The organism is Arthrobacter sp. KBS0703, assembly GCF_002008315.2.
In the GTDB taxonomy this organism is placed as follows: Bacteria; Actinomycetota; Actinomycetes; order Actinomycetales; family Micrococcaceae; genus Arthrobacter.
Genome location: NZ_MVDG02000001.1, coordinates 2137364 through 2156664, shown reverse-complemented (window position 1 = coordinate 2156664; position 19301 = coordinate 2137364). Strand labels below are relative to the sequence as shown.

Here is a 19301-nt window from a genome sequence, read left to right as displayed (position 1 = left end):
TACGTAACGTAGAAAACAGCGCATGAGAGCTTGAGACCTAGCCAAAAGTAGGGACCGCCTTGGAAGCCTTGGAAATCGCACGCTGGCAATTCGGGATCACCACCGTCTACCACTTCATGATGGTGCCGCTGACAATTGGCCTGGGCCTCGTCGTGGCAGTCATCCAGACCATCTGGCACCGGACGGGCAACCCGGCCTACCTGCGGATGACGAAATTCTGGGGCAAGCTCTTCCTGATCAACTTCATCATGGGCGTGGCCACCGGAATCGTGCAGGAATTCCAGTTCGGCATGGCGTGGAGCGAATACAGCCGGTTCGTGGGCGACGTCTTCGGCGCTCCGCTGGCATTGGAAGCGCTGCTGGCGTTCTTCGTTGAATCGACCTTCCTGGGCCTCTGGATCTTCGGCTGGAAGCAGCTCAAGCAAGGCGTCCACCTGGCCTGCCTCTGGATCGCCGTGATCGGATCCTTCTTTTCCGCGTACTTCATCATTGTGGCCAACAGCTGGATGCAGCACCCGGTGGGCGTCAAGATGATCGACGGCCGGCCGGTCATGACCGACGCGTGGGCGGTCTTTACCAACAACACCGCACTCGTGGCCGTGCCGCACACCCTCTTCGGCGCACTCGCGGTGGCCGGCGGTTTCCTGCTCGGCATCGCCTGGTACCACCTCTGGCGGCGGCGCAGGGACGGCATCGACACCGTCGGGGCCGACGGCAAGGTCATCCCGGGCGCTGCCGACATTCCGGGACGCGACCTTACCGACCACACCGTCTGGATCCGCTCGCTGCGGATCGGCGCCGTCGTCGCCATGATCTCCTTCGCAGGCACCGCGCTGACCGGAGACCTGCAGGGAAAGTTGATGTTCGAACAGCAGCCCATGAAAATGGCCGCCGCCGAGGCCGCCTGCCACGACGGGACGGGCTTCTCGGTCCTCAGCGTCGGCAACCTCGGTTCCCGGAACTGCGACGACATCGTGGCGCTGATCGAGGTCCCGGGCATCCTCTCCTACCTCGCCAAGGGTGACTTCACCACCGAGGTCAAGGGCGTCAACAGCCTCCTGGACCAGTACAAGGCCGATTACGGCACGCACGTGCCGAATGACCCGATCTACGGCGACCGGGCCGGCCAAGAGGTCCAGTACGTGCCCGTCATGGAGGTCACCTACTGGGGGTTCCGCATGATGATCGGCTTCGGGGGCGTCGCGGCGCTGGCCGCACTCCTGGCCCTGTGGGTCACCCGGCGCGGCACCGTGCCGGAGTCCCGCTGGCTCATGAGGCTCGCCGTGTTCGGCATCCTGGCTCCGTTTGGTGCGAACGCCGCCGGCTGGATCTTCACGGAGATGGGCCGCCAGCCGTTCGTCGTGGCGCCCAACCCCGACCTCAACGGCATCGACCAGGTCTTCATGTTCACCGCGGCGGCCGTTTCGCCCGGAGTCTCAGCCGGTGAGATCCTCACGTCACTGATCGTGCTCACCACCATCTATGCGGTGCTGCTCGTGGTGGAGGTGAAACTCCTCGTCAAGTACGTCCGCGGCGGCGTCGTTTCGGCCATGCCGGAACTGGTCCACGCACCGGTTGACGAGAACGAGGACAACATTCCGGGCCCGGGCGGGCCGGGGAAGTCCGGAACAGCCGACGACGTCCTGGCATTCGCCTACTAAGAGCTGAGGATACTGAGCATGGAACTGCTGCCGACCATCTGGTTCATCGCCATCGCCGTCCTGTGGACCGGATACCTCTTCCTCGAGGGTTTCGACCTGGGGGTGGGAATGCTGATGAAGATCTTTGCCCGCAACAACACTGAACGCCGCGTGCTGCTCAACACGATCGGTCCCGTCTGGGACGGCAACGAGGTATGGCTCCTGACGGCGGGCGGTGCCACCTTTGCGGCGTTCCCGTTCTGGTACGCGTCCCTTTTCTCGGCCCTGTACCTGCCGCTGCTCCTGGTTCTGGTCGCCCTGATCTTCCGGGCGGTTGCATTTGAGTACCGCGGCAAGGTGGACACCGACCGGTGGCGCAACACCTGGGACCTGTCTCTTATACACATCTAGATGTGTATAAGAGACATCCTTCCTTGCCGCCTTCGGGGTGGGCGCCGCTCTGGCGCTGACCACAACGGGCCTGCCCCTGGACGCCAACGGAGACCGCGACGGCGGCCCGTTCTCCTGGTTCAACGGATACGCGCTGCTTGGCGGGTTCGCGGTGGCGGGGTTCGCCCTGCTGCACGCCCTGGCCTTCCTGGCGTTGAAGACCGACGGCGATGTGCGGCACCGGGCCCGGCGCTGGTTTGTGCGGCTGCTGCCGGTCCTGCTGCTTCCGCTGGCCGGCTGGGCCGTCAGCGTGCAGCTGCTCAGCGGCGAGGCCTGGACGGTGGCCGTGCTCGCCGTTGCGGTGGTCGCGGCGGCTGCCGCCTGGCTCCAGGCCCGGAGGGGCAACGAAGGCCGGGCTTTCCTTGCAGTCGGCGTGTTCCTGCTGTGCGGTTCGGCCTCCATCTTCGGAGCCGTGTTCCCGGTGGTCCTTCCGTCCACCATCGACCCCGCGTTCAGCCTGACCATCTCCAACGCGTCATCGTCCGACTACACGCTGGGCCTCATGAGCATCGTGGCATGCGTCGGCCTGCCGCTGGTGATCGCCTATCAGGCCTGGACCTACTGGGTGTTCCGCCGCCGGGTCAGCGCCTCGCACATCCCGGAGGCGCACAGCTTCCTGCCGGCGGTTGCCGCCAAGGCCTTCACCAGGAATGACTAACCGGCCGTGAGATCGCAGTTCCCCGCCGGTCCCTCAACGCGCCGCGCACTCTACGGCCTTGGCCTGCTCGCAGCGCTGAAGGCCCTGTCCCTGGTGCTCATGGCCCAGGCCGTGGCCTCCGTGTTGGCCGGGCTCATGGCGCACGACGCCGCCTGGGCTGCTCAGCTGGGCTGGGGGCGGCAGGCGTCCTCCTCCGGTCCCTGACCGTCTGGGCGCAGGGAGTCGCCTCGCGCCGGGCCGCCCTTGGCGTCAAGGAGGAGCTGCGTGCACGGCTCCTTGAAACGGCGCTGCGCAACGGTGTCCGCGAGGCCGGCCCGCCGACGGCGGGCTGGCCGTGCTCGCGACCCGGGGGCTGGATGCCCTGGACAGTTACTACACCCAGTACCTCCCGGCACTGGTGAACTGCGCCGCCATTCCGTTGCTGCTGGGCGCCCGCATCCTTCTCGCCGATTGGGTCAGCGCGGTGGTGATCGTGCTGACGGTTCCGCTCGTGCCTGTGTTTATGGTGCTGATCGGCCGCTACACGGAGGACAGGGTCCAGGAAGCGCAGGCGGCGCTGGCCCGGCTGTCCGCGCACATGCTTGAACTGGCCAAGGGGCTGCCGGTGCTGGTTGGCCTGGGCCGCGCTTCAGCCCAGCGCCGAGCCTTGGAGGAAATCTCCGAGGAGTACAGGTCGCGCACCACGGGGACCCTCCGGACCGCATTTCTGTCCGCCCTGGCCCTGGAGCTGATCGCAACGATCTCGGTGGCAGTGGTGGCCGTCTTCATCGGCGTCCGGCTGGTCCACGGCGACATGGTCCTCGAAGCCGGCCTGCTCGCGCTGATTCTGGCGCCGGACTGCTACCTGCCCCTTCGGGAGTTGGGAACGGCACACCACGCAAGCGACGACGGCAGGGCCGCACTCACGGAAACGACGGCGGTGCTGGAAGCAGCCGGGCAGCAGCGGCTGGAGCCCGTGCCGCCAGGCCAGACCGGGCTGGCCGTTCCGGCTGACCTGACCGTCAGGGACCTGACCGTCAGCTACGCGGGGAGGCAGGGCGCCGCCGTCGGCCCCCTCACCTTTTCGGCACCGGCCGGCCTGGTCACCGCGCTGGACGGCCCCAGCGGAGCAGGCAAGAGCACGGTCCTTGGCGTCCTCGCCGGCATCATCGGCTCCGGAGGAGGCGCCGACGTGAGCGGCGTCGTCGGCGGCTACATGGCCGGGGACGTTGCCTGGGTGCCTCAGCACCCCGTGATGGTGGCGGAGACGGTGCGGGACGAGATCCTGCTCTATCTCACGGCTAACGGCCAGACAGCCGCGGGCCAGGCGGCACCGGCCCGGGGACCGCGGACCCGGCACCGGACGGTGACGTGCTGCGCTGTCTTGCGGCCGCCGGCGCCGGGCACCTGGCCGGCAAGCACCCGGCCGAACTCAGCCCCGGCGAGCTGCGCCGCGTTGCCCTTGCCCGAGGCCTGGCCCGCATCGAGGCAGGCGCCACGGTCCTCCTGCTCGACGAGCCGACGGCGCACCTGGACCGGGCATCAGCCAACGTGGTCCATGACGCCATCCGGGCCCTGCGCGGCCGGGCCACGGTCATTCTGGTGGCCCATGACCGCCAGACACGCGAGCTCGCCGACGAACTGGTGCCGCTGGCGGGGTCCGGCCGTGCCGCCGGAGCCACAGAAGCCGCAGGTGCCGAAGCGCCGGGTGCCGGGCGGCATCACGGCGGCATCCGGGCGGCAGCTTGTCGGCTCCGGCTACGGAACCGCGCAATTTACCCGCGCTGCGCACACCGCCCGCGCTGCGCACACCGCCCGCGCCGCGCACACTGCCGGTGCCGCGCACACCCCGCCCTCCGCTCCTCCGACGGCCATGCTCCTGCGCCGCCTGCTCGCACCAGTGGGCGGCAGGTTCGCCCTGGCCGCGTCGTCGGCATACTGGCCGCGCTCTTTGCCGCAGCACTCTCCGGCCTGTCGGGGTGGCTCATCCTGCGGGCAAGCGAACAGCCGCCCATCCTGTACCTGCTGACGGCCATCGTGGGTGTCCGGTTCTTCGGAATCGGCCGGGCAGTCCTGCGCTACTGCGAACGGCTCCTGGTGCATGAAACCGTCTTCGCCTCACTGACCGTCCTGCGGGGCACCCTCTGGCAGTCGCTGAGCCAGCGGGCCCTGTCCCTCCGGCGCCTCCTGCAGGGCGGCAACGTGCTGGGTGCCATCATCGACGACGTCGACACCGTCCGGGACCTGCTTCCGCGGGTTGTCCTGCCGCCGGTCACGGCGCTCGCCGTCGCGGCCGCCGCCGCGGGCACCTCGGCGTGGATACTGCCAGCCGCCCTGCCAGCCGTTCTTGCCGCGGCTGTGGCCAGCCTGGTTGCGGCGCCGGGCGGCCGCACTCGTTGCAGACCGGATGTCGGCAACCACCGAGCAGCGTCTGCGCTCCGGAGTCCTCCGCCGCATCGCTGCAGCGCTCGACGCCAGGGCCGAACTGCATGCCAACGGCGCGGCTCTGCCCGTGCTCGCGGACATCCGATCCCTGGACCGCGCGGCCACCCGTGCCGCCCAGCGTTCGGCCTGGGCCGAAGGACTGGGCACAGCGATGACGGTGGCCGCCTGCGGCGCTGGCGCGCTGGCCACTGCCGTCATGGCGGCGCCGCAGGTGCTGGCGGGGTCCGTCGCGGCCCCGATGGTCGCCGTCGTCGTCCTGTTGCAACTGGCGCTCGTGGAACCGTTTGCGGCCACGACGACGGCGGTGCGCCAGTTCCCGGCCCTGCGTGCCGTGCTGCGGCGGATCGGTGAGTCCGGTGTCCTCAGCCCCGGCGGGCCGGACGCGGGCGTGTCCGTCAAGCCCGGTGCGCGCCAGGGGGACCGGGCCGGACTGGAACTGGCTGGACTGTCCGCGGCATGGCCCGGCGGCGGAACCGTCTTCAGCGGGCTCTCTGCCGTCGCGGAACCCGGCCGCTGGCTCGCCGTCACGGGGCCGTCCGGTGCGGGCAAATCCACGCTGCTGGCCGTGGCCCTTGGCTTCCTCCCGGCCAGCGGGGGAGCGATAGCAGTCACCGGCGCCGCGGCGTGGTGTCCGCAGGAGGCCCACCTCTTTGATTCCACGGTGCGCGGCAACCTGCTGCTCGGACGCCAGGGGCAGCAGGCGGCGGACGGAGATGGCGCCGAACGGGACATGCGGGACGCACTCGCCGCTGTCGGCCTGGCACCGCTCGTCGCCCGGCTGGAGAACGGCCTCGACACGCGGATCGGCCCGGGCGGCGCGTTCCTCAGCGGCGGCGAACGCCAGCGGCTGGCCGTTGCCCGGACCCTGATGACCAAGGCCGACGTGATCCTACTCGATGAGCCCACGGCGCATTTGGACGCCGCATCGGGCCGGGAGCTGATGGCGGACCTCCGGGCCGGACTGAGCGCCCGGACGGTGGTGCTGGTAACGCACAACCCGGCCGACATCAGCCCCCATGACGCCTTGCTTGCCCTCGACGGGGACGGCCGGCCGGACGTGGCCGGGGTGATGGCGCGCTCAGTTTCCGCCGGTTAGCCTGATGCCAGGACGCAAAACGATGTTGCCGCCGCCTGCGCCGTTGACTTTCCGGCGCTGCACTGGCGGAACGCAGAGGCCGGGGACCTCGACTCGTGGGCGGCGCTCATCGCCCGCACGGCAGCGGCCGAGAAGCCCGTCTGGTTTGAGCACCGCGCCGAACTGGAGCAGCTCATGGAGTCCCGGAAGAACCCGCCCCGGTCCAACACCGTGCTGGGATTCGACCCCGACGGCGTCCCGCGGGCCTACGCCCGCATCTCCAAGAACAGGGACGGCGAGAAAGCGCACGGCTTCGGCTGCGTCGATCCGCAGTGGCAGCGCCGCGGCGTCGGCTCAGCCCTCCTGCAGTGGCTGGAGGCGCGGACGCGGCAGCGGTTCGCGGAGGATGCCGGCGCTGCCGGCGGGCCCGATGCCGAACCCCGGCTCAGGATTTTCATCGAGCAAAAGCATGAGCACCAGGCCGCCCTCCTGGCCAGCAGTGGCTACCACGTGGTCCGGTACTTCAATGAAATGCACCGGCCGCTGGCAGGGCCGCTGCCCCAGGCGGTCCTAGACGCCGGCCTGGAGCTCGTGACCATGGAGCCGCACCTGAGCGAAGCCGTTCGCCTGGCGCACAACCAGGCCTTCGCCGATCACTGGGGCAGCGAGCCGCGCGACGAGGAATCGTGGAGGTTTACCGTCAACGACCCCCTGGCCCGCCCAGACCTCAGTGCGGTTGTCCTGGAAACGGGCACCGGTGATGTGGCCGGCTACCAGCTGGCGAGCCATGACCCCGAGAGCGCGGCGACGCGCGGCTTCAGCGAGGGCTACACGGAACTCCTGGGCGTGCGCCGTGAATTCCGCGGGCGGGGCATTGCGCAGGCCCTGCTGGCCGATGCCATGCGGCGGTTCGCGGCCGCGGGAATGGACAAGGCTTCACTGGACGTGGATTCCGAAAACCCGACGGGTGCGCTGGCGCTGTATCTCAAGATGGGGTACCACCCCGTCAACCGGAGCGTGGCCTGGGACAAGGTCCTCTGAACCGGCCTGCCGGAGCTGGCTCCACCCGCCGCGGGAGAGACCGTGGAGCCAGCCCTTAACGGCAGTGTCCCCCGAGGCGAAGACCGTTCAAGCCGCCCCCCAATCAGGTTTGACGGACACTCCCAAGCCAAAGACTATTCACCGGCGCCGCAACAGGCAATGGTCCGGGGGCAGTGAATTGTTTCCTGGCGGGCCCGGTCAGCCGTCGACGTCGTGGAGATGGTGAACGACGTCGTGCAGGAAATACTGCGCCAGTGTCAGCACGGTGAACTCCGAGCCGTTACTGCGGAGCCCGGTCCGGCCCCATTGCGACTCCGCAACGCGGGCGAAGGAGGCAGCCACCTGCTCGCCTTCCGCGGTGAGTTCGGCGCTCACCACGGCGGAGTCCGCATTGGCGTAATCCTTCTCCACCGCGGTGGCGTCCTGGTCCCAGTTCGCAAACTCAGCGTTGTCCTGGCCCAGCATCAGGTTCAGGCGCTGGTCGAAGAGGCTGAAGACATCGCGGACGTGGCAGGAGTACTCCAGCGGCGACCACGTACTGTCATCGGGGCGTTCGGCGGCATCCGGCCGGCGGAGTACGGCGCGCCAGCGGGGCAGCATGTTTTCGACGCTGCCGGGAACAGTCGCCGGCGTAACGGTGGAGGCATCAAATCCGCAGTCGCTGCACGGGCGGGACAGGACCCACGTCCAGTCTTTTTCATCCGGGATGATAGGCATGGCAGTAGTGTAGGCCGGATCCGGCCCGGCGCCGGTCAGGCGGGCTGCTCGTCGGCCCAGGTCATGCTGGGCCCGATTGCCTCCACCGCTTGGGACAGCGGGATGCCGGAACCGTCGCGCCGGCCGTGCTCCTGTGGGAGGGACCGGGCAACTCCGGCGAGGGACGAGGCTTTCGCCGGGCCGTGCCCCGCCCATGCCTGCAGCAGCGTGTCTTCGCCCTTAAGGAACCGGTGCGCCCGGACCCCGCCGGTAGCGCGGCCCTTGACGGGGTACTCGGAGAAAGCCGTGACCTTCGCGGCCCCCGGCGCGGTGCCCGGCAGGGCACCGTCGGTGCCGGAAATCGTGACGACGACGGCGGCGTCGTCACCGGGGGCGACGGCGCCGAAGAACATCACCTGGTCGCCGGGCGCCAGCTTGATGCCCGCCATGCCGCCTGCGGTCCGGCCCTGCGGCCGGACGTTGGCCGCACTGAACCGCAAAAGCTGGGCCTGCCCCGTGAGGAACACGAGGTCGGCGTCGTCGGATCCCGCAGGCGAAACGCCCACTACGGTGTCCTTGTCCTTGAGTGCGATGACCTCCCAGTCCTCGCGGTTCAGGGGATAGTCGGGCTGCACACGCTTGACCACGCCCTGGGCGGTGCCGATCGCCAGCACCTCGTCCAGCGGTGCGAAGGCCACGAGGGATTCCCCCTTGAGCAGCGTGATGAAGTCCCTGGCCTGCACTCCGCCTGCCAAGTTCGGCAGGCCGGACATCGGAGGTAGGACCGGCATGTCCATCACCTGGATGCGCAGCATGCGCCCCTGCGAAGTGACCGCCGCGATCTCGCCGCGGGCCGAGGTCTTGACCACGGAACGGAATACATCGTGCTTCGAGCGCGGCCCGGCTTCCGCGAGGCTGTCCTGGTTGGACGTCCGTGCGATCTGGCCCGACGCCGTAAGAATGGCCCAGCAGGGATCGTCCGCTATTTCGAGGGCCAGCGGGGCCGCCTTGCCCTTGATCCCGGGGAGCGCCGCGGCCGCGACGGTGGGGGAGACGGCCTCGGATTCGAGGAGCACGGTGCGCCGCGGGGTGCCGTACTTCTCGGCGATTTCCGCCAGCTCCCCGGACACCAGCTCGCGCAGCAGCTCGTCGGAAGCGAGGATGGCTTCGAGTTCCTCGATCTCCCGGCGGAGCTGGTCCTGCTCCTTCTCGAGTTCGATCCGGGAGTATTTGGTCAGCTGGCGAAGCCGGAGTTCCAGGATGTAGTTTGCCTGGACCTCGGAGAGGTCGTAGATGGACATCAGCCGTTCCCGGGCTGCCGACACCTCGTCGGATGACCGGATGATCTGGATGACCTCGTCGATGTCCACGATGGCGATGAGGAGGCCCTCCACCAGGTGCAGGCGGTCCTTCTTCTTGCCGAGCCGGAACGCTGTCCGGCGCCGCACCACGTCGATCCGGTGGTCCACGTAGACGGTCAGCAGCTTGAGCAGGCCGAGGGTCTGCGGCTGCCCGTCCACGAGCGTGACATTGTTGATGCCGAAGGAGTCTTCCATCGGCGAGTAGCGGTAGAGCTGCTGGAGCACGGCGTTCGGGTTGAAGCCGTTCTTGAGTTCGATCACCAGGCGCAGGCCGTGCTTGCGGTCTGTGAGGTCGACGATGTCGCTGATGCCGGCGAGCTTCTTGCCGTTGACGGCGTCCTTGATCTTTTCGATCACCTTCTCCGGGCCCACCATGTAGGGCAGCTCGGTGACCACAAGGCCGGTCCGGCGGGCGGACAACTGTTCCACCTCCACCTTGGCGCGCGTCTTGAAGGACCCGCGGCCGGTGGCGTAGGCGTCGCGGATGCCGTCCAGGCCCACGATCCGCCCGCCGGTGGGAAGGTCCGGGCCCGGGACGAACTGCATGACGTCCTTGAGCGTGGCATCCGGGTGGGCGATGAGGTGCCGGGCCGCGGAGATGACCTCCACGAGGTTGTGCGGGGCCATGTTGGTGGCCATGCCGACGGCGATGCCCGTGGCACCGTTGACCAGCAGGTTGGGGAACGCTGCCGGCAGGACCTCCGGCTGGGTGAGCTGGTTGTCGTAGTTCGGGACGAAGTCCACCACGTCTTCGTCGAGGTGGTCCGTCAGCGTGAGCGCCGCCGCCGCGAGGCGGGCCTCCGTGTACCGCGGCGCCGCCGGGCCGTCGTCGAGCGATCCGAAGTTGCCGTGGCCGTCGATCAGCGGAAGCCGCAGCGAGAAGTCCTGGGCCATGCGGACCATGGCATCGTAGATGGCCGTGTCACCGTGCGGGTGGAGCTTGCCCATGACCTCGCCCACCACGCGGGCGCTCTTGACGTGGCCCCGGTCCGGCCGCAGGCCCATCTCGCTCATCATGTACAGAATGCGCCGCTGGACCGGTTTGAGGCCGTCCCGGGCGTCGGGCAGGGCCCGCGAGTAGATGACCGAATAGGCGTACTCGAGGAACGAGCCTTCCATCTCGGAAGTGACGTCTATGTCAACGATGTTTTCGACGTAGTCCTGGACGGTTTCCCCTGCGGGGGTTGAATTCTGGCGGCGGGCCATGGGGCTGGTAAATCCTTTTTGGGGTGCACTTCGGGAGTCTTGGCTAGGCTAAGCCTATGGTGGATCAGCCCGCGGACGGCGTATATCCGGAATATTGGGAAGCCGATGTCGTCCTGCGGGACGGCGGGACGGCACACTTGCGCCCCATTCACCCGTCCGATTCTGACGCGGTGCAGGCGTTCCACACGGGCCAGTCGCAGAACTCCATCTACATGCGGTTCTTCGCGTTCAAGGCCAGGCTCTCGAGCAAGGAGCTCAAGCGGTTCACGGAGGTGGACTACAGGGACCGGGTGGCGCTGGTGATCACCATCGGCGGGGACATCATCGGGATCGGCCGCTACGACCGGCTGGACGATCCCGCGGAGGCGGAAGTGGCCTTCAACATCGCCGACGCCCACCAGGGCCGCGGCATCGGATCCATCCTGCTCGAGCATCTGGCGGCAGCCGCCCGGGAAAACGGGATCCGCCGGTTCAGCGCCGAGGTGCTGCCCGAGAACCGCAAGATGCTGATGGTCTTTTCCGACGCGGGTTACGACGTCAAGCGCCATTTCGACGACGGCGTGGTGAGCCTGGAATTCAACATCGACCCCACCGACAAATCGCGCGCCGTGATGGAATCCCGGGAGCACCGCGCGGAGGCGAGGAGCGTGCGGGACCTGCTGGCGCCGTCGTCGGTGGCCGTGATCGGCGCCAGCCGCAAATGGGGCAAGGTGGGGTACCAGTTCCTGGAGCACATCATTGAGGGCGGATTCACCGGCCCCGTCTACGCCATCAATCCGGAGGCGTTTGAGCTTGCCGGAATGCTGTCCTTCGGCCGGCTCTCCGAAGTGCCCGGGCCCGTACAGCTGGCCATTGTCGCCGTCCCGTACGACGAAGTCCCCAAGGTGGTGGATGATTGCGCAGCCGCCGGCGTCAAGGGAGTCCTTGTGGCCTCGGCAGGCTTCACCGAGGACGGTGAGCGCGGCCTGGCGCGCCAGCGGGCCCTTGTCCGGCAGGCCAGGGCCAACGGCATGCGGGTGATCGGGCCCGCGTCGCTGGGCATTGTCAACACCAATCCGGCCGTCTCCCTCAACGCCTCCATGGCGCCCAGCCTGGCCCGGCGCGGCGGACTGGGGCTGTTCAGCCAGTCCGCGGCCATCGGGGTGGCGCTGTACGCGGCGTCCAGCCGCCGCCGCGCGGGCATCTCCACCTTCCTCTCCGCCGGCAACCGGGCCGACGTTTCCGGCAACGACATGATGCAGTTCTGGGAGGACGACGCCGACACCACTGCCGTGGGACTGTATCTGGAGTCGATCGGCAACCCGCGCAAATTCTCCCGGCTGGCCCGCCGGCTTGCCCTGACCAAACCCGTCATCGTGGCCAAGTCCGACTCCATGGGCCTGCAGCTTCCGCCCGGTCATGCCGTGCGGACCACGCAGGCCCCCGCCGATGCCCTGGATGCGATGATGCGCCAGGCGGGCGTGATCCGCGTGGAGACCATCGAGCAGCTCATGGACGTCGCGCAGATCGTGTCCGGGCAGCCGCTGCCCAAGGGCGCCGGAGTGGCGGTCTTCAGCAACTCGGGGGCGCTGGGGAAGGTGGTGGCGGACAGTGCGTCCGCCCACGGCCTCGGTGTGGAACAACTTGTCGCGGAGCTGGACCTCGACGCCGGCATGTCGCTCGCGCTGCCGGCCCTGCGGGAGAGGCTGCGGGAGGTCCTGGCCAGGGAGTCAGTGCACGCGGCGGTGGTAGCGTTCCTTCCGGCCCGGGGACTGACCGTGGAGAACATCGCCCGGGTCCTGGCCGACTCTTCGGCCGAGGCGGGAAAGCCCGTGGTCGCGGCCTTCACCGGCATCCTGGACCCGTCCGTGTACGTCGAGGGAATGGTGGCGGCGGACGCCGGCACGTCGCCGGTCCCGTGCTACTCAAACCCCGGAGCCGCCGTCGCCGCCCTGGCAGCGGTGGTGCGCTACGCCGAGTGGGCGGGGCGGGACCAGGGCCTCTTTGCGGAACCCGACGGGTGCGACGCGGAAGCCGCCCATGCCGATCTCGAGCGACTGCTGGCCGACGTCAGCGGTGAACAGCTGAAGCAACTGGATTCCGCGGACGCCGCCCGCCTGCTGGGCCACTACGGAATCGACGTGCTGCCCGCCGCCGGCTTCGACACCGCCGATGAGGCCGTGGAGGCAGCCGGAAAACTGGGCTGGCCGGTGGCGCTCAAGACCACTGATCCGACCCTGCGGCACAGGCTGGACCTGGGCGGCGTGCGGCTGGACATCCAGGACGCGGAGTCACTGCGGCTGAACATCCTCCAGATGCGCCGCGCCCTTGAGCCGTACGGTTCGTCCTCGTTGGAGGTCCAGGCGATGGCGCCGGTGGGCCAGGCCTGCACGTTCCGGGCCATCGAGGACCCGCTGCTGGGGCCCGTGGTCTCCTTCGGGCTGGCGGGCGACGCGGTGAACCTGCTGGACGACTGGGCGCACCGGGTGCCGCCGCTGTCCGCCGCCGACCTGCGGGAGTTCATCCGCAGCCCGCGGGCGTCCCGCAAGCTCTTCGGCTACCAGGGCCTGCCCGCCGTGGACGTATCAGCTCTCGAGGACCTGGCCGCACGGCTGGCCCGGCTCAAGGACGCCCACCCGGAAATTGCCCTCGTGGAGTTCAACCCCGTCCAGGCCACCCCCCAGGGGGCGTTCATCCTGGCCGCCGACGTCCGGATCGGCAACGCCGCGCAGCGGACCGACAGCGCACGGCGGGCCATGCGCAGTTGACGCCGGGTTAGCATGTGCCAAGCCGATCTGTGAAAATGGGGAAATGAGCTCCCAGCCTCCCACCTCGAAGCCTCAAGCGCCCGACCACAGCCCGCAGCAGGTTTTCCACCACGGCTCACACAACCACAGCGCCCAGGGCCAGAGCCTTGAAGGCGCGCTCCAGCAGGCCGGCTTCTACCCCCGGCTGGTGGCCGACGTCGTCGATGACGCCTTGGACGGCCGCGACTGCGTGGCCCACCTCGTCCACCTGGAGACGCATTTTGACCGCGCCGAGGTGCGGCGGCACATCACCGTGCTGGTACTCACCGACGACATGCTGGTGATCACCCACGTTGACGACCAGCAGCTGGATGAGGCGGGCGAACAGATCGTCGCGCAGATTTCCACGGAGTCCGTGCCCGTGACCCAGATCCGTTCGGTGGTGCTGAGCTACATGTACTCGCAGCCGCAGAACTACAAGCCGTCGGATCCGGTCCGCGAAGTGACCCTTTCCATTGCCTGGTCCGGCGGGCAGCGGCTCGACATGGGCCCGGCAAGCTGCGGCGATCCGCAGTGCGAGGCCGACCACGGGTACAGCGGAACCATCGCCCAGGAGGACATCGTCCTGCGCATCAGCGCCGAGGCGGACGGACTGCAGGCGGTCCAGGACGCCAAGCTGTTTGCCCGTGCCCTCCGGGCCGTCAACACCGCGTCCGCCGCCCCTGTTCCGCACGGGCTGCCCGTACCCCAGCCGCGTCCCCGCATGGGCGTGTTCTCGAACCGCCTGAGCCGCGGGCACCAGCGCTGAGATGGGGCCGGAACACGAAACGCCCTCCTCCGCCACCCGGTCAACACTTTCCCCGCAGCTATCCGCGGCCGTGCAGTCGCAACCGGCAGCGGCTGAACTGCCCGCCGCCCCGGCCTACGGGCGCCGCTCGGTCGCTGAAGTACTGAGCAGCGCGGCGGCCAGCCTGGGTGTGGACGGGTTCGAGAACGCGCTGGGCCTGCCGCCGGCCAAGCGCATCTGTGTGGTCCTCGCAGACGGGCTGGGCCGCAGCCTGCTCAAGCAGAAGTCCGCCCATACCCCCTTCCTCCGCGGAATCATGCAGCAGGGGCAGGGCGCAGTCCCCGTGTGGCTGGATTCCGCGTTCCCCTCCACCACGGCGGCTTCCCTGGCCAGCCTGGGCACGGGGCTCGCTCCCGGCCAGCACGGACTGGTGGGATACGACGTCCTGGACCCGGCCCAGGACAAGGTGGTCAACATGCTGGGCAACTGGGATGCCGGCGTCGACCCGCTGAAATGGCAGCCCTTCCCCACGGTCTTCGAGCGCGCGGCGGAGCACGTTGACGTCGCCACCGTCAGCCTTCCGCAGTTCGGCAGCTCGCCCATGACCCTCGCGGCGCTCCGCGGCGGCAGGTTCATCTCTGCTACCACCTCGCACGCCCGGACCGCTGCCGCCGCCGAGGCGATGGCCGGGGCGGACGCGAGCCTCATGTACTTCTACCTGAACGACCTCGACAAGGCCGGCCACCGCTACGGCTCCCAATCGCCGCAGTGGGAGCATCAGTTTGAAGAGCTGGACGCCACCGTCAAACGCCTGGACGCCACCCTCCCTACCGGGACCACAGTCCTGGTCACAGCCGATCACGGAATGCTTGACGTCGCCGAGGCCCAGCGCATCGACTATTCCGCCGAGCCTGCGCTGGTCGCCGGGGTCCGGCACACGGCCGGCGAGCCGCGGATGGTCCACTTGTACCTGGAAGACGGTGCCGACGGGAACGCCCGGCAGCGGCTGCTGGACGCCTGGCGCGGCCGGTTCGGCGACAGGATCTGGGCCTTTACCCGGGAAGAAGCCCTGGCTGCCGGACTCTTCGGCCCGGTCCGGCCGGAAGTTGCCGGGCGCGTGGGGGATGTGATGATCGCCGCCCGCGATGCCCTGGCGTTGTACGACACCCGCCGCGTGCGGGCGACCGCCCTGGAGGTGGTGGGTCAGCACGGCTCCCTGACCAAGGCGGAACGGGAAGTTCCGCTGCTTTGCTTCAAGGCGGCAGGGAAGCCCGCCGGCCGGAGGGGAGCCCGTGGCTGAGCTCGTCTTTTTCTCGGGCACCATGGACTGCGGAAAATCGACACTGGCGCTCCAGATGGACTACAACCACCGCGCCCGCGGACGCGGCGGAGTGCGGTTCAGCCGCAACGACCGCGCCGGCGGGTCCCGTATCTCCAGCCGCCTCGGGCTGGAGACGGACGCCGTCGAGGTCGTGGACACCACCGATTTCTGGGACGAAGTGGTGCTCCGCCGCACCCGGGGGATCCGCGTTGACTACCTCATCTGCGACGAAGCCCAGTTCTATTCGCCGGCCCAGGTGGAGCAGCTTGCCCGGGTGGTGGACGAGATCGACGTCGACGTCTTTGCTTTCGGGATCACCGCAGATTTCCGCACGCGGCTCTTCCCCGGATCGCAGCGGCTGATTGAACTTGCGGACCGCGTCCAGGTCCTCCAAGTGGAAGCCCTGTGCTGGTGCGGGCGCCGCGCCACGCACAACGCCAGGACAGTGGACGGCGTCATGGTGATGGAAGGTGCGCAGGTGGTGGTGGGCGACGTCGACATGGCAGGCGATGCGGTGTCCGCGGAGACCGGCCACATGCCGGCAGTCGGCTACGAGACACTGTGCCGGCGCCATTTCATGCGCCGCGTCACCGCCCACGGAGCCAACATCATGGCCCAGCAGGACCAGTTGCTGCCGTTCGAGGTTGATGCATGCCTCTGGCACGGGACCGGCGACAGGACCGCTTAGTCGCCCCGGGTGCCGAAGACGATTTCATCCCAGCTGGGAACGCTGGAGCGCTTCGGCCTCGATGGCTGGCGTTCGGGTTCATCGCGTTCTTGGTCGGGGCGGGGCGTGGTTCCCTGGCCCGGCTGTGTCCGGTTGGCTTCCAGCCGGCGGCGCGGAGTACCGCGGCCCAGCAATTCGTCCAACCCGACGTTGCCGGCCGCCGGCCTTTGCGGGGCCTCGGCAGGCTGGTCCGCCGCAGCGTCGTCGGCTGCCGAACCCGCCGCGGAAACCGCGGCGGTGTCCTTACCCGCAGTGCTGACTGGGCGCAGCCGGGACGGCACAATGGTGATTTCCCGCGTGTCCGTGCTGACGCCGTCGTGCAGCTTCAGGGAATCGTCGTCGGAATCCTGGTGCTGGGGTGCAAGGCTGAGGCGGGAGAGCATCGAGGGCCGGCCATCGCGCCTGCGGCCCGGCTGGCCAAACTGGGCGGCCGGGGAATCGGACAGATCCCCTTCGGCCGGGCCCTGTTCCTGCTCTTCCGGCTCCGGGTCGGTGTCGACGGCGGCAGGAACTTCGGAAGGCCTCGGGTGGGCCGCGGGGACGCCGTTGGTCAGCAGCAGGGCGAGGGCGTCATCGCCATCTTCGTCAACACCGATCCGCTGGCCCCGCCGGGAGCGCAGCATGTCCAGGAGCCCGTCAGGGTCCTTCTGCTGCTCTGCTCCGGTGCGGGCTGCGGCCTCGGCATCGGTTTCGAAATCAAAGGGCCGGTCTGAGACGGCGGAGAGCCGGCGGGCGGGCACCGGCCCGTCCAGGGGCTCCAGCTCGCTGAGCTGCTGCGCCCAACGGTTGGCGTTCTGCAGGGACTTGCGCGAGGGATTGAACGTCCACATGGCCGGGGGTTCTTCGCCGATGCTGGCATGACCGCCCGGCGCGACCTCAAACCGGGCCACTACAGTCCAGGTGCCGTCGGGACGCCGCCAGGAGTCCCACTCAAGCGAGGACGAATCAATGCCGTGCGCGGTGAGCCGGTGGGCCACCATGTCGGCCAGTGTGGCGGGGTTGTCACCGAACGCCGACCGGTAGATGTCGTGGCCGGGGGCCGGCGAAGCGACTTCCACCTTGCGGGCCTGCTGGGCGACGTATTCGCGCTCGGCCAGGACCGGGCCTTCGTAACGTTCAACTTTTTCGAGCGGCATGCCGGAAGCCGCCGCCACCTCCGCAGCCGTGGAGCCGCTGCGGATCCTGGCCTGGATGTCGCGGGGGGACATGGCCACAACACTGGCCGCCGATGTCCTCACCGAGGGCCGGCTGGCCGCCATCCGTAATGCTTCGTTGATCGGCAACTGGAACATTTCGCCGCCGGTGCCGCTTAACAGGAGATGCTCCCCGTCGTCGTGGACGCCTACAAGCCGTAGATCCTGCATACAATCCTCCACCCTGGCATTACTATCAATCGAAACTCTGCCACCCAAGGCGGTCATTTCCTGTTAGGACGGAGGGCGCGCCGCGATATTCCGGGACTTTCGGTGCCGTGGGGCCAAGGCATCGCCAGTCTTCGGCTGGACTCTGGCTTTTCCTTGCGGCTTAGGGAAAAATGTGCCCGTGATCGGGCACAAATCGCACGTGTTCGGTGTTGTGTACGGTGAATTAATCAAGCGAGTCGACGGAGCGTGAACAGCAGACCATGGCGACAGACTATGATGCGCCGAGGAAATCCGAAGAGGACCTCAACGAGGACTCGATCGAGGAGCTGAAAACCCGCCGCGCCGACAAACCGACGGCAGTCGTCGAAGAGGATGAAGCCGATCTCGCGGAAGGATACGAGCTGCCCGGGGCGGACCTGTCCGGTGAAGAGCTGCTGGTCCGCGTCATGCCCGCCCAGGCTGACGAGTTCACCTGTTCCTCATGCTTCCTGGTCCGGCACCGCTCGCAGATCGCCCGCGAAAAGGACGGCCACCTGTACTGCAAGGACTGCGAAGGCTAGGCCCCACCGGCCAGGCTGCCGACCTGCCTATTTTTTCCGTCTGCCTATTTTCCCGTCAGCGCGGCCACGAGTTCGTCCGGGCGGCGCGTGGAAGTCAGCCAGTAGGGAGTGGAGTCCGAGGGGTCGGTGATCTCGATCCGCACCACGGGATCGATCCAGCCGCGGATGCAAAGGTATGCCAGGCCGTTCAGGCGCGTGCCGCGTTCCGCCGTCGCCTCGCTGCCGCGGTAGGCGGACGCCTGTCCCGTGAGGCTGCGCTCAATGCTGGCCCGGCCCACCTGGAGCCGCCCTGCCGTCACGGTCACGGCAGGGGTGGACACAATCAGCAGGACCGCCTCGATGGCAAACAGCACGCAGGCAGCCGTGATCCCGGCCGCCATGCTGATGGGGGCAAAGACCAGGATGCCGGCGCCGGCGATGCCCGCCGCGACCACCCAGATCCAGACGCCGGGCCACAGCTTTTCGCTGAAAAGAACGGTCTCATCGGGGGAGGACTGGTGGTGGGCAGGCATGGCTGCGCTTGAATCGGGCATGCACCCAGCTTTCCACCTTTGCCGAGTCTTTTCATCCCGCGCGGTACGGCGCCGACGCCCCCGCGGCCGGTAGGAGTATGCACCGCGCGGGCGATAGAGTGAGGGACTGTGACTGACGAAACAACGCCTATTACGCCTCCGCCGCATGCAGCGGCACCCGCCGGCCCGGCAGAGCCCTTTCCCGCAGGGTTCGGGTCGCCAACTGTGCAGGTTCAATTGAAAATGCTCGACGCCGGCCTGGAAGCACCGTCCTACGCCCACCCCGGCGACGCCGGAGCCGATTTGCGGGCCCGCGAGGATGTTGTGCTGCAGCCAGGCGAGCGGCGGCTGGTGCCGACCGGCGTCTCCATCGCCCTTCCGCACGGCTTTGTGGCCCTCATCCACCCGCGCTCGGGCCTCGCCACGAAACACGGGCTGACGGTGGTTAACGCGCCGGGCACCGTCGATGCGGGGTACCGCGGCGAAATCGCCGTGACGCTGCTAAACACCGACCGTGACCAGGCAATAGAACTGCGCCGCGGCGATAGAATTGCACAGATGGTCATCCAGCGCGTGGAGCATGCGCAGTTCGTCGCCGTGGGGGAGTTGAACGACTCCGTCCGCGGTGCCGGAGGCTTCGGCTCCACGGGCGGCTTCAACGTTCCGGACGCCTAGCTTCACACCGGACACCCCGAGCGTTCCGCGAGGGCGAAGCCTCCCGCGACGCCGCCGGCGGTCAGCAAGACATGACGC

The 19301-nt window shown here is 68.5% G+C and carries 18 protein-coding genes; 13 read left to right on the top strand and 5 right to left on the bottom strand.

The window, feature by feature from the left end; genetic code table 11:
* Positions 1 to 59: 59 nt before the first annotated feature.
* The 5 genes from B1A87_RS10205 (at position 60) to B1A87_RS24640 (ending at position 4756) form a co-directional block, all read left to right on the top strand.
* Entirely contained in the window at positions 60 to 1661 is a 1602-nt protein-coding gene (locus B1A87_RS10205) for a cytochrome ubiquinol oxidase subunit I (protein ID WP_078026838.1), read from the top strand.
* Positions 1662 to 1679: 18 nt separating this feature from the next.
* Positions 1680 to 2051 carry a cytochrome d ubiquinol oxidase subunit II gene (gene cydB / locus B1A87_RS24980; protein ID WP_395940236.1) on the top strand — a complete coding sequence of 124 codons (372 nt, stop codon included), beginning with the start codon at positions 1680 to 1682 and terminating at the stop codon, positions 2049 to 2051.
* 37 nt (positions 2052 to 2088) lie between these two features.
* Positions 2089 to 2748 (top strand): cytochrome d ubiquinol oxidase subunit II, encoded by a 660-nt coding sequence (locus tag B1A87_RS24975; protein WP_395940235.1) that lies wholly within the window; start codon positions 2089 to 2091, stop codon positions 2746 to 2748.
* A 6-nt stretch (positions 2749 to 2754) separates the two neighbouring features.
* Positions 2755 to 2952 carry a hypothetical protein gene (locus B1A87_RS22975; protein WP_185982297.1) on the top strand — a complete coding sequence of 66 codons (198 nt, stop codon included), beginning with the start codon at positions 2755 to 2757 and terminating at the stop codon, positions 2950 to 2952.
* A 130-nt stretch (positions 2953 to 3082) separates the two neighbouring features.
* Positions 3083 to 4756 carry an ABC transporter transmembrane domain-containing protein gene (locus tag B1A87_RS24640; protein ID WP_313902469.1) on the top strand — a complete coding sequence of 558 codons (1674 nt, stop codon included), beginning with the start codon at positions 3083 to 3085 and terminating at the stop codon, positions 4754 to 4756.
* 89 nt (positions 4757 to 4845) lie between these two features.
* Here the strand turns inward: B1A87_RS24640 and B1A87_RS23805 are convergent, their stop codons facing one another.
* Positions 4846 to 5148, bottom strand: a complete 303-nt coding sequence (locus tag B1A87_RS23805; RefSeq protein WP_260680780.1) for a hypothetical protein — start codon at positions 5146 to 5148, stop codon at positions 4846 to 4848.
* Between B1A87_RS23805 and B1A87_RS23800 the strand changes: the two genes are divergently transcribed.
* Both B1A87_RS23800 and B1A87_RS10190 read left to right on the top strand, forming a co-directional pair.
* Positions 5135 to 6268, top strand: coding sequence for an ATP-binding cassette domain-containing protein (locus B1A87_RS23800; RefSeq protein WP_260680778.1), 1134 nt, complete (start codon positions 5135 to 5137; stop codon positions 6266 to 6268). The genes B1A87_RS23805 and B1A87_RS23800 overlap by 14 nt on opposite strands.
* A 174-nt stretch (positions 6269 to 6442) precedes the next feature.
* Positions 6443 to 7288, top strand: a complete 846-nt coding sequence (locus B1A87_RS10190) for a GNAT family N-acetyltransferase (RefSeq protein WP_395940234.1) — start codon at positions 6443 to 6445, stop codon at positions 7286 to 7288.
* Positions 7289 to 7486: 198 nt separating this feature from the next.
* On the opposite strand, the gene B1A87_RS10185 is transcribed toward B1A87_RS10190, so the two are convergent.
* Both B1A87_RS10185 and B1A87_RS10180 read right to left on the bottom strand, forming a co-directional pair.
* Positions 7487 to 8005: a DinB family protein gene (locus B1A87_RS10185; RefSeq protein ID WP_078026834.1), complete on the bottom strand. Its 519-nt coding sequence runs from the start codon at positions 8003 to 8005 to the stop codon at positions 7487 to 7489.
* 35 nt (positions 8006 to 8040) lie between these two features.
* Complete coding sequence (locus B1A87_RS10180; RefSeq protein WP_078026833.1) at positions 8041 to 10551, bottom strand: DNA topoisomerase (ATP-hydrolyzing) subunit A; 2511 nt, start codon at positions 10549 to 10551, stop codon at positions 8041 to 8043.
* Positions 10552 to 10607: 56 nt separating this feature from the next.
* On the opposite strand from B1A87_RS10180, the gene B1A87_RS10175 reads away from it, so the two are divergent.
* From B1A87_RS10175 to B1A87_RS10160, 4 genes are all read left to right on the top strand, one after another.
* The gene (locus B1A87_RS10175; protein WP_078026832.1) at positions 10608 to 13298 is read left to right on the top strand and encodes a bifunctional GNAT family N-acetyltransferase/acetate--CoA ligase family protein; all 2691 of its coding nucleotides are present in this window, start codon (positions 10608 to 10610) and stop codon (positions 13296 to 13298) included.
* Positions 13299 to 13341: 43 nt separating this feature from the next.
* The gene (locus B1A87_RS10170; protein ID WP_078026831.1) at positions 13342 to 14085 is read left to right on the top strand and encodes a DUF5998 family protein; all 744 of its coding nucleotides are present in this window, start codon (positions 13342 to 13344) and stop codon (positions 14083 to 14085) included.
* A gap of 70 nt (positions 14086 to 14155) precedes the next feature.
* A complete protein-coding gene (locus B1A87_RS10165; RefSeq protein WP_395940233.1) occupies positions 14156 to 15364 on the top strand; it encodes an alkaline phosphatase family protein in 1209 nt (402 codons plus the stop codon).
* The gene (locus B1A87_RS10160; protein ID WP_078026829.1) at positions 15357 to 16073 is read left to right on the top strand and encodes a thymidine kinase; all 717 of its coding nucleotides are present in this window, start codon (positions 15357 to 15359) and stop codon (positions 16071 to 16073) included. The genes B1A87_RS10165 and B1A87_RS10160 overlap by 8 nt, the downstream gene beginning before the upstream one ends.
* Here the strand turns inward: B1A87_RS10160 and sepH are convergent.
* Positions 16070 to 17476: a septation protein SepH gene (gene sepH / locus B1A87_RS10155; RefSeq protein ID WP_078026828.1), complete on the bottom strand. Its 1407-nt coding sequence runs from the start codon at positions 17474 to 17476 to the stop codon at positions 16070 to 16072. The genes B1A87_RS10160 and sepH overlap by 4 nt on opposite strands.
* A 260-nt stretch (positions 17477 to 17736) precedes the next feature.
* Between sepH and B1A87_RS10150 the strand changes: the two genes are divergently transcribed.
* Positions 17737 to 18036, top strand: coding sequence for a DUF4193 domain-containing protein (locus B1A87_RS10150; RefSeq protein WP_078026827.1), 300 nt, complete (start codon positions 17737 to 17739; stop codon positions 18034 to 18036).
* Positions 18037 to 18080: 44 nt separating this feature from the next.
* Here B1A87_RS10150 and B1A87_RS10145 read toward each other — a convergent pair whose 3' ends face one another.
* Positions 18081 to 18569: a DUF3093 domain-containing protein gene (locus tag B1A87_RS10145; RefSeq protein ID WP_078026826.1), complete on the bottom strand. Its 489-nt coding sequence runs from the start codon at positions 18567 to 18569 to the stop codon at positions 18081 to 18083.
* A 108-nt stretch (positions 18570 to 18677) separates the two neighbouring features.
* Between B1A87_RS10145 and dut the strand changes: the two genes are divergently transcribed.
* A complete protein-coding gene (gene dut / locus B1A87_RS10140) occupies positions 18678 to 19223 on the top strand; it encodes a dUTP diphosphatase (protein WP_078026825.1) in 546 nt (181 codons plus the stop codon).
* The last annotated feature ends 78 nt before the right edge of the window (positions 19224 to 19301 follow it).

Bases quoted from the DNA above. Each gene is read 5' to 3' on its own strand.
- B1A87_RS10190 (WP_395940234.1), top strand. From the start codon at position 6,443: ATGGAGTCCCGGAAGAACCCGCCCCGGTCCAACACCGTGCTGGGATTC.
- B1A87_RS10170 (WP_078026831.1), top strand. From the start codon at position 13,342: ATGAGCTCCCAGCCTCCCACCTCGAAGCCTCAAGCGCCCGACCACAGC.
- B1A87_RS10185 (WP_078026834.1), bottom strand. From the start codon at position 8,005: ATGCCTATCATCCCGGATGAAAAAGACTGGACGTGGGTCCTGTCCCGC.
- sepH (WP_078026828.1), bottom strand. From the start codon at position 17,476: ATGCAGGATCTACGGCTTGTAGGCGTCCACGACGACGGGGAGCATCTC.
- B1A87_RS23800 (WP_260680778.1), top strand. From the start codon at position 5,135: ATGTCGGCAACCACCGAGCAGCGTCTGCGCTCCGGAGTCCTCCGCCGC.
- B1A87_RS10145 (WP_078026826.1), bottom strand. From the start codon at position 18,569: ATGCCCGATTCAAGCGCAGCCATGCCTGCCCACCACCAGTCCTCCCCC.
- B1A87_RS10150 (WP_078026827.1), top strand. From the start codon at position 17,737: ATGGCGACAGACTATGATGCGCCGAGGAAATCCGAAGAGGACCTCAAC.
- cydB (WP_395940236.1), top strand. From the start codon at position 1,680: ATGGAACTGCTGCCGACCATCTGGTTCATCGCCATCGCCGTCCTGTGG.
- B1A87_RS10175 (WP_078026832.1), top strand. From the start codon at position 10,608: ATGGTGGATCAGCCCGCGGACGGCGTATATCCGGAATATTGGGAAGCC.
- B1A87_RS10180 (WP_078026833.1), bottom strand. From the start codon at position 10,551: ATGGCCCGCCGCCAGAATTCAACCCCCGCAGGGGAAACCGTCCAGGAC.